The 16,020-nt window shown below is 49.6% G+C and carries 14 protein-coding genes; 8 read left to right on the forward strand and 6 right to left on the reverse strand.

Features of this window, described 5'->3' with window-relative positions; translation table 11 throughout:
* Positions 1-231: 231 nt before the first annotated feature.
* On the reverse strand, positions 232-2,772 hold the full coding sequence (locus MOZ60_RS07810; RefSeq protein ID WP_370596241.1) for a S1 RNA-binding domain-containing protein: 2,541 nt from the start codon (positions 2,770-2,772) through the stop codon (positions 232-234).
* 283 nt (positions 2,773-3,055) lie between these two features.
* On the opposite strand from MOZ60_RS07810, the gene MOZ60_RS07815 reads away from it, so the two are divergent.
* The 8 genes from MOZ60_RS07815 to MOZ60_RS07850 all read left to right on the forward strand — a co-directional run bounded on the left by MOZ60_RS07815 (position 3,056) and on the right by MOZ60_RS07850 (position 11,047).
* Complete coding sequence (locus MOZ60_RS07815) at positions 3,056-4,006, forward strand: ABC transporter ATP-binding protein (protein ID WP_370596242.1); 951 nt, start codon at positions 3,056-3,058, stop codon at positions 4,004-4,006.
* Positions 4,007-4,024: 18 nt separating this feature from the next.
* Positions 4,025-5,077, forward strand: coding sequence for an ABC transporter substrate-binding protein (locus MOZ60_RS07820; protein ID WP_370596243.1), 1,053 nt, complete (start codon positions 4,025-4,027; stop codon positions 5,075-5,077).
* A 21-nt stretch (positions 5,078-5,098) separates the two neighbouring features.
* Entirely contained in the window at positions 5,099-6,748 is a 1,650-nt protein-coding gene (locus MOZ60_RS07825) for an ABC transporter permease (protein WP_370596244.1), read from the forward strand.
* Positions 6,745-7,320 carry an HD domain-containing protein gene (locus tag MOZ60_RS07830; RefSeq protein WP_370596245.1) on the forward strand — a complete coding sequence of 192 codons (576 nt, stop codon included), beginning with the start codon at positions 6,745-6,747 and terminating at the stop codon, positions 7,318-7,320. Before MOZ60_RS07825 ends, MOZ60_RS07830 begins: the two co-directional genes overlap by 4 nt.
* A gap of 124 nt (positions 7,321-7,444) precedes the next feature.
* Positions 7,445-8,446, forward strand: coding sequence for an aldo/keto reductase (locus tag MOZ60_RS07835; RefSeq protein ID WP_370596246.1), 1,002 nt, complete (start codon positions 7,445-7,447; stop codon positions 8,444-8,446).
* A gap of 61 nt (positions 8,447-8,507) precedes the next feature.
* Positions 8,508-9,434: an SPFH domain-containing protein gene (locus MOZ60_RS07840; RefSeq protein ID WP_108775206.1), complete on the forward strand. Its 927-nt coding sequence runs from the start codon at positions 8,508-8,510 to the stop codon at positions 9,432-9,434.
* Positions 9,435-9,437: 3 nt separating this feature from the next.
* A complete protein-coding gene (locus MOZ60_RS07845) occupies positions 9,438-9,731 on the forward strand; it encodes a hypothetical protein (RefSeq protein ID WP_370596247.1) in 294 nt (97 codons plus the stop codon).
* Positions 9,732-9,742: 11 nt separating this feature from the next.
* Positions 9,743-11,047, forward strand: a complete 1,305-nt coding sequence (locus tag MOZ60_RS07850) for a hypothetical protein (protein WP_370596248.1) — start codon at positions 9,743-9,745, stop codon at positions 11,045-11,047.
* Positions 11,048-11,108: 61 nt separating this feature from the next.
* Here MOZ60_RS07850 and MOZ60_RS07855 read toward each other — a convergent pair whose 3' ends face one another.
* The 5 genes from MOZ60_RS07855 to MOZ60_RS07875 all read right to left on the reverse strand — a co-directional run bounded on the left by MOZ60_RS07855 (position 11,109) and on the right by MOZ60_RS07875 (position 16,015).
* Positions 11,109-12,521: a PTS sugar transporter subunit IIC gene (locus tag MOZ60_RS07855; RefSeq protein ID WP_370596249.1), complete on the reverse strand. Its 1,413-nt coding sequence runs from the start codon at positions 12,519-12,521 to the stop codon at positions 11,109-11,111.
* Positions 12,522-12,799: 278 nt separating this feature from the next.
* Positions 12,800-13,465 carry a CBS and ACT domain-containing protein gene (locus MOZ60_RS07860; protein ID WP_108775209.1) on the reverse strand — a complete coding sequence of 222 codons (666 nt, stop codon included), beginning with the start codon at positions 13,463-13,465 and terminating at the stop codon, positions 12,800-12,802.
* Positions 13,466-13,470: 5 nt separating this feature from the next.
* A complete protein-coding gene (locus MOZ60_RS07865; protein ID WP_370596250.1) occupies positions 13,471-14,175 on the reverse strand; it encodes an ABC transporter ATP-binding protein in 705 nt (234 codons plus the stop codon).
* 9 nt (positions 14,176-14,184) lie between these two features.
* Positions 14,185-14,958, reverse strand: coding sequence for an ABC transporter ATP-binding protein (locus tag MOZ60_RS07870; RefSeq protein ID WP_370596251.1), 774 nt, complete (start codon positions 14,956-14,958; stop codon positions 14,185-14,187).
* A complete protein-coding gene (locus MOZ60_RS07875; RefSeq protein ID WP_370596252.1) occupies positions 14,951-16,015 on the reverse strand; it encodes a branched-chain amino acid ABC transporter permease in 1,065 nt (354 codons plus the stop codon). Before MOZ60_RS07875 ends, MOZ60_RS07870 begins: the two co-directional genes overlap by 8 nt.
* Between the last annotated feature and the right edge of the window lie 5 nt (positions 16,016-16,020).

Here is a 16,020-nt window from a genome sequence, read left to right on the forward strand (position 1 = left end):
AAAAAATTCAAAAAGACGTCCGGATAGGCCCCTACATACTACAAAAATCAAAACGCAAAAGTGCTGGAAAATCCAATATTCATCGGAATTTCTAGCACTTTCATTACTTCAAACTGTCAAAGTTGGGTGAATATCTTCCTCTTGTTGAAACTTTCATATTCACACCTTCGTCCCTATCCTAGCACATTAAAAAAGACATCGGGCTATTGATGCCCAATGTCTGAAAATGTCTTACTTGCCAAAGCGCTCCATCAGCCTTGCCATGGCATCATCCATCGTCACAGGCTTATGCGGCGCAGGACGGGATGTTCTTCTGGCAGCACCAGGATTCTTCTTTGCCAGCTCTTCAGGAGACAGCAATGACAGAGACAAACGGTTGTTTTCTGTATCTACATCAGAGACATACACATCAATCTGATCACCCGGCTTGACGATCGTGGAAGGATCTTCCACCTTATCCATCGACATCCTGGATACGTGCAGCAAGCCTGCCTTCCTGGCACCGATATCCACAAAGGCACCATAGGAAGTCAGATTCTCAACTGTACCATGGTATTTCTCGCCAACCTTCAGCTGTGACAGAGCCTTGCGCGGTGCTTTGCGCGTATGGTGTTCCTTCATCTGTGTTTCTTTCTGCTTCAAAGAATCCAGCGGAATCATCGACAGTGCCACACGATTGCGGTCCACATCAATCTCCGCTACCCACACATCGACGATATCTCCGACACTGACCACAGTTGTTGGATCTGTGACGCGCTGCATGCTCATGCGGCTCGGCAGCACCAGGCCGTCCTCATGCAGGCCGACATCTACGAAAGCACCAAAGTCAACGACATTTCTGATCGTACCGGACAGCTTGTCACCAACATGCAGATCCTTGATATCCAGGATATCACTGCGCAGCAGCGCGCCTTCAAACTGATCACGGTAATCACGCAGCGGCTGGCGGATGGCATCCTCAATATCCTTCAGTGTATAGTCGCCAATGCCAAGATCCTTGGTCTTATCAGCCGGGAACTGGGCATCTGCTTCACCAAGCTTTGTGATGCCGCATGCCTTCATCAAAGCTCTGGCCGCATCATAGCTCTCTGGATGAATGCTTGTTTCATCCAGCGGCTCATCACCGCCGACAATACGCAGGAAACCTGCACACTGGGTAAAGGCCTTAGGGCCAAGCTTCTTGACCTGCTTCAGCTGTTCACGGTTCGCAAAACGGCCATGCGTATTGCGATAATTGATGATCTCCCTGGCAATGCCTGCATTCAGACCGGAAATATGGGTTAACAGCTCCTGGGATGCTGTATTGACATCAGCACCTGTGCGGTTGACACACTTGGACACCACTTCATCCAGTCTTTCTGACAGTGCCTTCTGCGGCAGATCATGCTGGTACTGGCCGACACCAATGGACTTTGGATCAATCTTGATCAGTTCCGCTAATGGATCCAGCAGTCTTCTGCCAATGGAGACAGCACTGCGCTCTTCAATGGCCATATCCGGGAACTCTTCACGGGCAGCTTCCTGGGCAGACCATACCGAAGCACCAGCTTCAGAAACAATGGCATATTCCAGATCCAGATGATTCTCCTTGATCAGATCCGCAATCAGCTTCTCACTCTCACGGGATGCCGTGCCATTGCCAATCGCAACGATCTTGACGTTATACTGGCGGATCATATCCAGCAGCTTCTTCTTGGAGCCTTCCAGATCCGGATGTTTCTTGCCAAACGGAATGATCTTGTCCACCGTTAACATCTTGCCGGTTTCATCAATCACCGCAAGCTTGCAGCCGTTGACATAACCTGGGTCAAAGCCCAGCACGACTCTGCCCTTCAGCGGTGCCTGCAGCAGCAGCTTCTCGAGGTTCTCGGAGAATACCTCGATAGACTTTGTATGGGCACGCTCACTCAGATCAGAGCGAATTTCACGCTCAATCGAAGGGAACAGCAGTCTTGTGCAGCCATCTGCCACTGCCTCTTTGATCTCATTGACGCACACAGGCTCCTCACCCTTGAGAATGTTATTCTCTGCTTCGTGAATCAGATGCTCTTCATCAAACACAAAGGAAACCGTGATGACCTTCTCCTTTTCGGCACGGTCAATGGCCATGATGCGGTGATCCGCAATGGTAGAAATCTTCTCAGAGCGGTCATAGTACATTTCATAGACCTTGCCTTCATCCTTGGCATCCTTCTTCAGTGCAGTCTTCAGAACACCGCTCTTCATGATCGTATCCTTGAACGCCCAGCGCTGCTGTGGATTGTCACTGACAGCCTCAGCAATGATGTCCTTGGCACCCTGCACGGCCTCCTGCCATGTCTTGACTTCCTCCGTCACATACTTAGAAGCTTCTTCCTCAACACTGCCTTCCTTCGGCAAAGACAGCATCCAGTCAGCCAGCGGCTGCAAGCCAAGCTTAATGGCAGCAGCAGCTCTGGTCTTTTTCTTCTGTGCATACGGACGGTAAATATCCTCCACCACGGACAGCTTGTCAGCCGCATTGACAGATGCACGGATCTCATCAGTCAGCTTGCCCTGTTCTTCAATCAGCCGCAGCACATCCTCTTTACGCTCTTTCAGCTTATTCTGATAATCAAACTGTTTCTCAATATACAGAATCTGTTCTTCATCCAGGCCTTTGGTCACATCCTTGCGGTATCTTGCAATCATCGGCACTGTATTGCCATCTGAAAGCAGCTTCAGTGCAGCCTCAACCTGGTCTGCACTTACTTTCAGATCTTCCGCAATCTTCTGAATAATTTTTTCATCCATGGGATCGTATTCCTCCAAACAGACATATTCTATCACTGCCGGGAATGTTTCTCACCTCTTGACATCCGTAAAACGCCTCTGCAGTCAGCACGCCCGCTCCATCCATGGCAGGCCGCAGGAAGGAAAGTGCCGGCAAACTCTCTTATCCTTATATATTCCTGCCCTGGCAGGAACAGTGCTTATGCCGCGGCGTCTGATTTTTCTGAAAGTTTAACGCACTGATAACACATCTTTGCTTTTGTTCTTACGCATCCATAGTAGTCTTACAGACAGACAGAACAATATGAAGATTGAAATACAAAACATCACAAAGCACTTTGGCGGCACCTGTGCCGCTGATCACATTACCATGACGATTGCCAGTGGCAGTTTTATGACGCTTCTGGGACCGTCAGGCTGTGGCAAAACAACATTGCTGCGCATGATAGCAGGCCTCGAAACACCTGAAGAAGGCGAAATCCTGTTCGATGGCAAGCCCGTCTTTTCCTCCCAGAAAAAGATCAGTCTTGCCCCGCAGCAGCGTGGGCTTGGCTTCGTATTTCAGGACTTTGCCCTCTGGCCGCACATGACCGTATATGAAAATGTAGCCTTTCCTCTGCGAGCCCATCACATCAGAGATGTTGATTCACAGGTGCAGAAGGCACTTTCCATCGTAAAACTGGAAGGGTTTGAAAAGCGCTTCCCGGCACAACTGTCAGGTGGCCAGCAACAGCGTGTTTCCTTTGCCAGAGCCATCGTCGGATCGCCATCCTGTATCCTTTTCGATGAGCCGCTGTCAGCCCTGGATGCCAGGCTGCGTGAAGAAATGCGCTATGAAATCCGCAGTCTGACCCGGAAGCTTGGTGTTACATCCATTTTTGTTACCCACGATCAGATTGAAGCCATGAGCATGTCTGATGAAATAGCTGTTCTGAATAATGGCAGATTGCTGCAGACCGGGAGTCCGCAGCAGATTTATCACCATCCGGCAGATGCCTTTACTGCCGAGTTCGTTGGTAAATCCAACTGGCTCAGTGATACCGTTATGTGCCGTCCTGAAACTGTCAGTCTTATACCCCGGAAGGAAACATGCCAGTTAGAGGGAACCGTAACGGAGCAGCAGTTTGTTGGTGACCGTTATGAAGTTCACGCTGATGTCAATGGCAGGCCATGGCTTATTTATAGCGGCGTTCCGATCCAAACGCCGAAGATTCAGCTCTATATCCGTCCTGATGATGAGACGGTATTGAGATAAAGAGGGAGATAAAAATTTATGAAAGCATTTTCTCGCACAATCCGAATGATTCTTGCATCGGCAATGGCATTTTCTCTGGCTGCCTGCGGAAGTTCATCTGCCGCTGCAGAGCCGACAGCATCTGCTGCCACCGCAGCCGCAGAAGAATCGGCATCAGGCAACTCTGGGGAAGTAACTGTATACATGCCGAGCCCATCCGGCCTCAACGAAAAGTATGTATCTGGCTTTGAGGCTGCTACCGGAATCAAGGTCAATCTCTTCGAAGGAACAACGGGTGAAATCCTTGCCCGCCTCGAGGCTGAAAAGGACAACCCTGTTGCGGATGTTGTTGTTCTGGCTTCGTGGTCCGATGGTCTTCGCATGAAGAAACAGGGCGGCCTGGTTTCTTATCCGGATGCCAAAAATGCAGACAAACTGTATGATGGCTGGAAAGACGAAGATAACATGTTGTTTGGAACGAGTGCCTCTGCCCTTGGTGTTATCTATAATACGACACTGATTGACAGCCTCGATGCAGACTGGAGTGATCTGGCTTCTGATAAGTATAAGGATATGATTGCGATTCCGGATCCGACAAAGTCCGGTTCCTGCAAGGATTTCCTCGCCGGATATATGAACGCGACCAATGAAGACTGGAGTGCTTTTGAAGGAATGGCAGCCAATGGCATGACGGTTGCCGGAGCCAATAAGGCAGCACTGGAGACAGTACTGACTGGTGAAAAAGCAATTCTTGTCGCCGGCGTCGATTACAACGCATATGCCAATATCGCCAAGGGTGAGCCGATTAATATCTACTATCCCGCTTCCGGAACGATCATCAATCCACGTCCGGCTATGATTCTTTCCACCGCAAAGAATATGGACAATGCCAAGGCCTTCATCGATTATCTGATGAGTGATGAGGCACAGAAACTTGTAGCAAATGCGTATCTGCTGCCGGGCAGAAGCGACATTTCCTGTGACAATCGCACCAATGTTGCAGATATTCCCCAGCTGGATCACGACTGGTCATGGATGATGGATCATGCGGATGATGTTGCCGCAAAACTTGTTTCCATCTGCCAGAAATAAGGTGCAATGGGGGCAAAGCACTTGAAGAAGAAAACAGGTACTATTGTGATGGCAGCCATTCTTGGCTTCATGATTGTGCTGCCAGTCATCAGTGTCTTTGCGCGGGCGGTCATCACAGAAGATGGCCGCTTTGATGTTTCCAGCGCTGCGTCAGTCATTTTTGATTCCAGGAATGCGGTAACGATCGGCAACTCACTCCTGATGGCGTTTCTGGTCGCCGCCGTTTCCACTTTGATTTCAACACCATTGGCGTTCATCCTGACCCGCACAAAGCTTGCAAAGCAGAAGTGGCTCGATATCGTATTAATGATCCCATTTATGACACCGCCATATATCTCAGCAATGGGATGGATACTTTTCATGCAGAAACGGGGACTGTTTCAGCAATTGTTTCCCTGGACCGGCAGCTGGTCTGAGAGATTCTTTTCCCTCGCCGGTCTGGTCCTTGTCATGAGTTTTCATTCCTTTCCCTTCATGACAGGAATGATCAAGAATGCGATTATGAATCTTCGGGCTAGCATGGAAGAAAGTGCCGCCATCTGTGGTGAATCATCACCCGGCATTTTCCGTAAGATTACAATGCCATTGTTAACGGGAAATTATGCCATCGCACTGATGCTCGTTTTTGTCAAAGCACTGTCAGAATATGGCACGCCGGCAACACTTGGCAGCCGGATTGGCTTTTATGTCTTTACAACAGATATTCACCGCTATGCCAGTGTGGCGCCGATTGATTTTGGCAAAGCATCGTCCCTCAGCAGCATCCTTGTCCTGATTTACCTGATCATCTGGAGGCTGCAGGATGGAGTGACGCGCAGGCATACCTACAGTCTCGTCGGTTCCAGGCAGCAGGCTGCCGTTTCTGAAAAGAAAGCAGTAACCATTCTCGGCAGTCTCTATGTTGTGATCATCATGCTGATCACGATTGGCATTCCCTACTTTTCAATCATCGCTACTTCTCTCATTGACAAGCGGGGCTATGGCCTTGCAAAGGGAAACTTTACGCTCGCCCATTATGCAGAGCTGTTTACCAGCGAAAGTGCAAAAGGCTTCCGGGCAATCGGAACCAGTCTGACACTGGCTGCTTCGGCAGCGACAATTGCCAGCCTTGCCGGCATGATCGTTGCCCTGAAGATGCGCAGGAAAAGCAGGCTGAATCAGATTGTTGAGGGAGAAGCACTGCTGCCGGAGATGATTCCGAACATCGTCTTTGCGATCGGTATGATGATTCTCTGGAACAGGCTCTATAAATTCATTCCCCTGTACAACACCAGAGGATTCATGGTGCTGGTATATGTAGTTATGTTCCTTCCCTATGCAGTGCAGTACACATCCAGTGCCTTCATTCAGGTGGGCAGCCACCTGGTGGAAGCAGCACGGATCAGCGGCGGCTCAGAATCCTACATCTTCTGGCATATACTGTTTCCGCTTGTTTCACCGGGAGTATTCACCGGATGGATGATGATCTTCATTATTTCATTCCGTGAGCTTGTCGCTTCTTCCCTGACATCACCACCAAATGTACTGACTGTTTCTACCTTCATTACACACGAATTTGATCAGGGCTCCGTCTCAGTCGGCATGTGCATGGCTGTCTTCTGTGTTCTGATCACAACGGGGGCTCTCATTATGCTCAATGTCCTTGCCAGCCGGAAGAAGAAAGTCGCATGAAGAAGCAGGATGCCGACACCCTGTTCCGCCAGCAGGCACAATTGAAGCCCGGGCTATGGGTACGTCACAGCGAGCATGCTGCTATGGCTGCACAGCAATTGGCAGCCGGTCTCCATATGAATGAGGAGGAAGCCTATGTCCTTGGCCTGCTGCATGATATCGGCCGCAGCCTGACAGATGGACAGTTTCAGCACATTGCATGTGGCTATGCGCTTATGATGCACCTGAATGAACCCAAAGCTGCCCGCATCTGTGTGACACATTCCTTTCCGGTTCAGAATCTCTATTCCTATGCCGGTACCATTGATATACCTGCAGACGGTCAACAATTTTATGCAGCGCTGCTGTCTTCCTTTCAGTATGATGCATATGACCGCCTGATCCAGCTGGTGGATGCTCTCAGCACTCCGGATGGCTATATCTCCATTGCCCGCCGGCAGAAAAAACTTGCTGAAAAATACGGACCAAATCCCTTTGCCAGAGAGAAGCTAGCCATCCTGGAGACGTATTATGCCAGGATCAGCCAGCGCCTGCAGCAAGATGTGCTGCAGTATCTTATTCTTCACCAATGACGCATCACACTTCAGGAAAGAGACTTCGTCTGCCCATGTATGATAACGGTGCAGATGCGTGCCAGCGCAGCACTGCCGTCGGATGTATAATGGAGCCATCATTTCCAAAGAGGAGGCATACATCATGAAATATCAGACAATCCCACATACAGACCTGAAGGCTTCTGCCATTGTACTTGGCACCTGGGGACTGGGCGGAGGCTCGGTATGGTCAGACGAGCAGCCCGATGAAAAAACAGCCAGTGCCCTGCTTGATACAGCCGAACAGTGCGGCATCAACTATATCGATACAGCTCCGGTCTATGGCATGGGTACCAGTGAAACACTGCTTGGCAAAGCATTGAAAGGCAGGCGCGACAAATTCATTCTGCAGTCCAAGGTATCACTCAACTGGCGCAATGAAGAAGGCGGTACATTTAAATATGAACGTGACGGCTATACCGTAAATAATGACACCAGTGCCGCTGCCATCAGGAAGGATCTCGAAGGCTCTTTGCTGCGTCTTGGCACAGATCACCTCGATATAGCTGTTGTCCACTATGTCAATGACAGCATCACACCTGTCCAGGAAACGATGGAAACTCTGAATGAACTGATCAAGGAAGGCAAGATCAAAGCTGCTGCCCTGTCCAACTCCAAACCACAGGACTATGAAAACTACGAAAAATACGGCCATATTTCCCTGGTGCAGGAACAGTTCAGCCTGCTGGCACCATGCCATGGCTATGATTATTTCCCGCATCTGAAGAAAGACCATACAATCTTCCAGGTCTATGGCGCTCTGGAGGAAGGCATCCTGACATCACGCAGCTATGTACAGAGAACCTTTGCCCAGGGTGATATCCGGGCCAGACTGCCCTGGAGCCAGGAAGCAGAGAAGACAGAATATGATCAGTTCTTTGATCTGCTGGAAGAGATGGCTGCTGCCCACAACTGCAGTATTGCCAACCTGATTGAGGCATGGACATTGACACAGTATCCGGATATCAGCCTGCTCATCGGCATGCGCCATCCTTCCACCATGCTGGACACGTGCCATTGTCTCAGCCTGCATCTCACCAAAGAAGAAACAGATGCGATGGAAGCCGCTGCCAGATCACTGCAGCGCAAAGACCTCGACAAGTAATATTGTTACGCTTCTATTACCACCCCTGTATATATTAAAATAAGGGCAGGAGGAAAATCTTATGGAAGGTCTTATCATCACCCTCGTTATCGTTGTCATCCTCATTGCACTCATCACATCCTGCATCAAGATTGTCCCCCAGGCCAATGCCTATGTCATTGAGCGTCTGGGCAAATACCAGTCCACGTGGAATCCCGGTGTCCATTTCAAGGCACCATTCATTGACCGGGTTGCCAGAAAAGTACTGCTGAAAGAACAGGTTGCTGACTTTGCACCGCAGCCTGTCATCACCAAGGATAACGTCACGATGCAGATTGATTCAGTCGTGTACTTCAAGATCGCCGATCCCAAGCTGTATGCCTATGGCGTCGAGAATCCGATCATGGCGATGGAGAATCTGACCGCTACAACATTGCGCAATATCATCGGTGACATGGAACTGGACGCAACACTGACAAGCCGGGAGAGCATCAATGGACAGATGTTATCCACAATTGACAGCGCTACCGATCCCTGGGGCATCAAAGTAACACGTGTTGAGCTCAAGAACATTCAGCCGCCGGCCGCCATCCGTGAAGCGATGGAAAAGCAGATGAAGGCAGAGCGTGAAAAGCGTGCTGCGATCCTGAATGCCGAAGGTGAAAAGCAGTCCATGATCCTGCAGGCAGAAGGCACCAAGGAATCCGCCGTACTCAAAGCCGAGGCAGAAAAGCAGGCGACCATTCTGAAAGCAGAAGCGGAGAAGCAGAATCAGATTCTGTTAGCAGAAGGTAAGGCCGAAGCCATCCGCAAGGTGCAGGAAGCCACTGCCCAGGGTATTGAGATGATCAAGAATGCCGGTGCAGATGATGCCGTAATCAAGCTGAAGGCACTCGATTCCTTTGCCAAGGTGGCAGACGGCCAGGCAACCAAGATCATCATTCCTAATGAAATTGCCTCATTAGCCGGCCTTGCCAAGGGACTCTCAGAAACCGTCAGGGAGAAGTAAACCATGTTCAGCTTCATTGTCTGGGCAGTTCTCATCCTTTGTTTCATCACAGTCGTGGCCAGTGCTGCTTCAAAGCCGAAAAAGAAAGGCAGGAAGCCGAACTACCTGGTTGGCAGAACCATCTCCAGTGACGGCCATACAATTCCTTACAAAGATGATATCACCTGCGAAAACCTGGATGGACATCACCATCCCACTTCCAATCAGCCGCGCTACATTGTCCATGAAGAGCCCGAAGAAGGATATGTCATCCTCAATGGCAAAAAGATCCGCCTAAAAGACTGTAAATATCTCTGAAGCCATGGTCTGTGTCACTGACACAGACCATGGTTTTCTGTTATCATGACCTCATGCGTACATCATCCTTCATCTTCTCCTGCCTGCTGTCATGCACAGCCATCCTTCTGGGCATCCTGTTCTTCAATGCCTCCAGGATATCCTGGATTGCCCTGTATCTCCTCCTCATTCTGATCAATCTGATCCTTCCCATCGGCACCCATCATGCCATCACGCATCATCACAAGCCAAAAGATCCCATTGATGCATGGATCAGCACCATCAGCTTTCTCTATGCAATCTTCCTCATCCTGTTTCCCCGTCTGTTTGAACCCTTTCTGTTTCTGCTGTGCGGTCTGTGGATGGCATTCGAAGCCTTCATTTCCTTCATCGATTTCCTTGTCATCACCCATGACGGCACAGCCGGTGCAGGGAGCAGACTGACAGCCGCACTCTTTTCCCTCATTCTTTCATTCTTGATGATCTTTGGAAAAACGATTCATCTGAAAACAGGCGTTCTTTCACTGGCTGCAGGCATCTTCTTCCTCATATGGGGCATCCGCAGCCTGATCCTGACCATCACCCGACGTAATCCCTATGGCTTCCTTGCTGAACACACGCACTGGTCGCTCTCCGTTTCCCTGCTGGCAGGTGCACTGATGCCCATATCAGCCTACATCTCCATCCATTCTCTGCAGCACAGCAGCACTGCTGACCTTCCCATCCCCTCAGATGATGACAGCCTGCACGTCTATATCTACCTGCACGGCACCGGATTTGAAATGTTCGGTCACATTGACATCGCTTATCAGGGCATCATATATTCCTATGGCTGCCACGATCCCAGGCACCGCACGCTGATGGGAACCCTGGGTGACGGCGTCCTCATCCGGGCAGACGAAAAAAGCTTTATCCGTCATGCCATCAATAATGATGACAGCACGATCATCTCTTATGGCATCGCACTCTCTGACTCCCAGAAAACCGTACTGCAGGAAAGAATCCACACAATGATGGCACGTACAGTTTCCTGGCACTGCGCATATGAAACGGATCACAGCGCCGCTGACTATGTATCAAGAGTATATAAAAGCACCGGATGCGAATTATATAAATTCACATCCGGCAAATTCAGAACCTACTTTGTTGCAAGCACAAACTGTGTACTGCTGGCCGATACCCTGATCCGTTCAAAACAATTGCATTTAGTCACGCCAGGAGGCTTCATTACACCAGGTGCCTATCTTGCTTTTCTCAATGATGCCTATCAGAGAAAGGAAGGCAATGTCAAAGAGCGGAAGATCTACGCAACGGCAAATCGATCATATCATGACTGATCAGGCGTAAAAAAAACAGCTCTGCATCACACAGAACTGTTTTTCAATTGTTATGTTCAGCTTACGCTGCAGCAACCTCTTCCCTCGGTGCCTTGTTTGCTGCAATAACAAACGGTGTGTACAGAAGGATAGAAGAAGCGAAGGCAATCAACTGAGACAGAGCACCCATCAGCTTACCACCAGAAGCCAGGAAGCCCAGCAGTACAGGCGGAGTGGTCCACGGTGCATCGACTACCATGATCGGGCAGAAACCAATCTTTGTCAGTACATAACCAATGATGACAGAAACAAGCGGTGCGCAGAAGAACGGAACTGCGAACAGCGGGTTCATAACCATAGGAATACCGAAGATGATCGGCTCGTTGATATCAAAGATGCCGCACGGAATTGCCAGCTTTGCAATAGCCTTATAATCGTCTCTCTTGGAGAACAGCAGGATCGCAATGATCAGGCCGCCGGTAATACCGGAACCAGTCATAGCGAAGAATGTAGAACCGAAGGCATTGCAGATGATGCTGTAATTGCCAGCGGACAGATAAGGCTTACCAATCTCATTATAGATGGCCAGGTTCTCAGCACTTGCCTGTGTCATGAATGCTGTTGTAACAGCGGACATAACGTTAGGTCCATGAATTCCGAAGAACCACAGCAGCTGCATCAGGAAGACAACCAGCAGATAGCCAGGCAGACCAGTCATGATTGCCTTCAACGGTGCCATGATTGTTGCGATAACCTTGAAGATGTTTGTTCCGATAACATTATTGAAGATGAAGCCTACAATGGCAACAACCAGAATGCAGATGGCAACCGGGAACAGTACAGCGAAGGATGCGCTGACATTCGGCGGTACGGAATCAGGCAGTTTGATTGTAACCTTGCCGGAGTTAACCAGCTTGACATACAGCAGAGTTACCAGAATACCAACCAGCAGACCTACGAACAATGCGTTTGCATCCGTGAAGGACTGCAGGACACCGGAACCAGCTGCGATGGATACCTGTGTATCCTCAGCAGCACCCTTGGCAAGCTCCAGTGCACCATTGCTTGCTGTAACAACATCAGAAGCCTTGGCAGTAGCAGTGATGGATGTGCTCATCAGAGTAACCAGGGAAGAAAGCGCCAGAACCGGCACAGTCTTGTCACCATGACGTCCCAGGTTTTCTGCAAAGTGCATTGCCACAAGAATGCAGACATTGACAGCCATGAAATTCATGCAGCCATAGTTTGCTGTTGTAACAATCGGTGTGAGATTCTCCAACCATGCAAGGCCAGGGATGTTAGCGATCGACAGATAAACTGTCGTGGATCCCGCCGGATCGTGATGGAATACTACCCACTGGAACAGTGTGCAGAAGGCACCAACGATGACGATCGGCATGTTGTCGATGAAGGCGTCCTTGATGGCGGACAGAACCTTGTTCGACTGCATCTTGCCTGCTACGGTGAGGAGTCCGTTCATAAACTTCTCATTCATAATTATCGAAGTCCCCTTTCAATGCCTTCATTGTAGAGCGCGTGTAAACGCTTGCAAGACTTTCAAGGCATCCTGATACATAATTATCGGCAAATCAGTTTATGTGTGAATTGTGTGATACTTATGTTTCAGTACTTTATGAGTATGTTTGCACATTTGAATCAGCCATTTCATATTTTGCCTAAATTTCTGACTCTTTTGAAACTTTTGCTGTCAAACATACAAAAAAAGCAGATCGAATCACAGAAATTTCTGTGTCCGACACTGCTTTAAACGCGTTATTTAACGGCGTCTTCCGCCTTTGTCTGCCAGACATTGACAACCTCAAAGCCGGCATCCTTCAGCACTTCTGTCATCTTTTCAACAGATACTTCACCTGTTGCACGCACGACTGTTTCAACACCGCGCACCTTGGAATGATATACGCCGATGTTTTCCAGGTTGGCATCATTATCCGCAAACAGCTTGCAGATCTTGGCAAATTCGCCCGGCTTGTCTTCGACCTTGATCACAAACCGCGTGCCCTGCTTGCGGTAACCTGTCAGTTTGAGGAATGCCTTGAACAGGTCCTTCTCGGTGATGATGCCGACAACCTTCTTGTCACCATCCACAACCGGCAGCACATTGATCTCATTCTGCAGCATGATCTCAGCCGCATCCTCAATCCAGGCATCCGGAGATACTGTCCTGACATCTGTGATCATGATGTCCTTTGCATAGGTGCGGGACAGCAGATAGTTCAGCTCATAGATGGAAAGAGACGTATTCTCCTTGCCCGAGTTCTCATTGACCAGTCCTTCGGTAATCAGACCGACCAGTCTGCCATCCTTGACAACAGGAAGCCGGTGGAAATGATTCTTGCCCATGATCTCCAGAGCCTTCAGCAGAGTGACATCCGGATCGATCGTAATGGGGTCTAACGTCATATGATCCTTTACGTACATTGAATTTATCCTCCCAGGTAAGCCTTTCTGACACGCTCATCTGCGGCCAGTTCTTTACCTGTACCTTCCAGTGTTATTTTACCAGTTTCCAATACATATGCACGGTCTGCAATCGCAAGTGCCATCTTTGCATTCTGCTCAACCAGCAGTACGGTTGTACCCTGCTTGTTGATGTCCTGAATGATACGGAAGATTTCCTTAACCAGCAGCGGCGAAAGACCCATGGATGGCTCATCCATCAGCATAATCCGCGGCTTTGACATCAGTGCTCTTGCCATGGCAAGCATCTGCTGCTCACCGCCGGACAATGTACCAGCCAGCTGATGGCGTCTTTCCATCAGACGCGGGAACAATTCAAACGCCTTGTTCATATCCGCATTGATGACATCCTTGTCCTTGCGGAAGTAGGCACCAAGCAAAAGATTCTCCTCAACTGTCTGCTGGGCAAACACACGTCTGCCTTCCGGCACCTGGGCAAGGCCCATCGTCACAATCTTGTGTGCCGGTGTCTTGGTCAGCTCCACACCATCCAGCATGATGGAACCAGAGGCAGGCTTCAACAGGCCGGAAATGGCATGCATGGTTGTTGTCTTACCAGCACCATTGGATCCAATCAGTGTCACAATCTCACCGTCATTGACCTCAAAGGAAATACCCTTGATCGCCTCAATCATGCCATAGCGGACATGTAAATCAGTAATTTTCAGCATCTGGGTCCCTCACTCTCCAATGTATGCCTTGATGACATCAGGGTTGCTCTGTATCTCAGAAGGCACGCCCTGGGCCAGCATCTGGCCGAAGTTCAATACGGTAATGCGGTCGCAGATTCCCATGACCAGCTTCATATCATGTTCAATCAGAAGGATGGAAATATGGAAATGATCACGCACCAGACGGATCATCTTCATCAGTTCTTCCGTCTCCTGCGGATTCATGCCGGCTGCCGGCTCATCCAGAAGCAGCAGCTTCGGTTTTGTAGCAAGAGCACGCGCAATCTCCAGACGGCGCTGGGCACCATACGGCAGATTGCCTGCCGCCAGAGAAGCAAACTGATCAAGCTCAAAGATCTTCAGAAGCTCTATAGCTTCATCCGTGGCTGCCTTTTCCTGCTTTCGATAGGAAGGCAGCTTGAGAATCGATGCAAACAAGCCATAGCTCAAAGAATTATGCATACCCGTTTTGACATTATCCAGGACACTCAGATTCGAAAACAGACGGATATTCTGGAAGGTACGGGCAACCCCGGCCTTGTTCGCCTGGACCGGATTCAGTCTGGCAAAATCCTGCCCATCCACCTTGATGGTGCCGCGGGTAGGCTGATAGACCTTTGTCAGCATGTTGAACACAGTTGTCTTGCCGGCGCCGTTAGGACCGATCAAGCCGTATATCTCATCCTGATAGACATCCATATCCAGATCATTGACAGCCGTCAGGCCGCCGAAATCAATGCCAAGGCCACGGATTTCAAGAACCTTCTTTCTTTCTTCAGCCATTGGATTTCACTCCTTTCCCGGCGCCGTTTCTGCGCTTCATCCTCGCCATGAACACGCGCACCTTCTCATTGTTTGTCACAATCATGATAATGATCAGCACAACCGCATAGATGAGCATACGATAGCTGGAAAGGAAGCGCAGCACTTCCGGCAGAAGAACAAGTACAGATGTAGCAATCACCGTACCGGTCATATTGCCCAGACCACCAAGCACCACATAAACCAGAATCAGAATGGATGTATTGAAGTCAAACTTGGTTGCTGTCACCGAAGAGTAGTTCAGCATATACAGAGCGCCAGCCGCCCCGCCCAGAGCACTGGAAAGCACAAAGGCAAGCGTCTTTGTATGCGCTACATTGATGCCGATCGTCTCCGCCGCAATGCGGTTGTCACGGCATGCCTCAATGGCACGACCGCGCTTGGAATTAATGATGTTATAGACAATGAGCAATGCAATCAGCACCATGATGACACCGCCCGCAAACGTAGACAGCATCTTGACACCGGTTGTCCCCATCGGGCCGGAGATGATCATTTTGCCGCCATCACCAAGCGTAACGTTGTTGTTCACAAAAGAGAAATGCAGTCCTGTGCTGTCCAGACCAACATACAGGTTATTGAGAATGGACATGATGATCTGGCCAAAGGCAAGGGTAACAATCGCCAGATAGTCGCCTTCCAGTTTCAATACCGGAATGGAGATCAGCCAGCCAAGGAAGCCGGCCATCAAAGCACCGCAGAGAACGGCAAGGATGAATACAACCGCACTGTTGGAAATCTTTGTGGAGAAAATGGCTGCAGCAGTTACTGCCGTAAATCCGCCAAGAGACATAAACCCAGCCTGGCCAAGGTTCAGCTCACCCGATATGCCGACATTCATATTCAGACCAATGGCCGCAAGAATATAGGCAGTTACCGGTACAAGCAGAGAACGCATCTGCCGGTTGAGAGTGCCAGTCGCAATCATCACCTGCACAATTGCAAACAAAACAATCACAACCAGAATCGAAGTCAGCTTCTGGCGGCTGCTCTTTTTCATTTCTTTCCACTTCTTCATGCCAG

It is taken from the genome of Grylomicrobium aquisgranense, assembly GCF_033971865.1.
GTDB lineage: Bacteria > Bacillota_I > Bacilli_A > Erysipelotrichales > Erysipelotrichaceae > Bulleidia > Bulleidia massiliensis.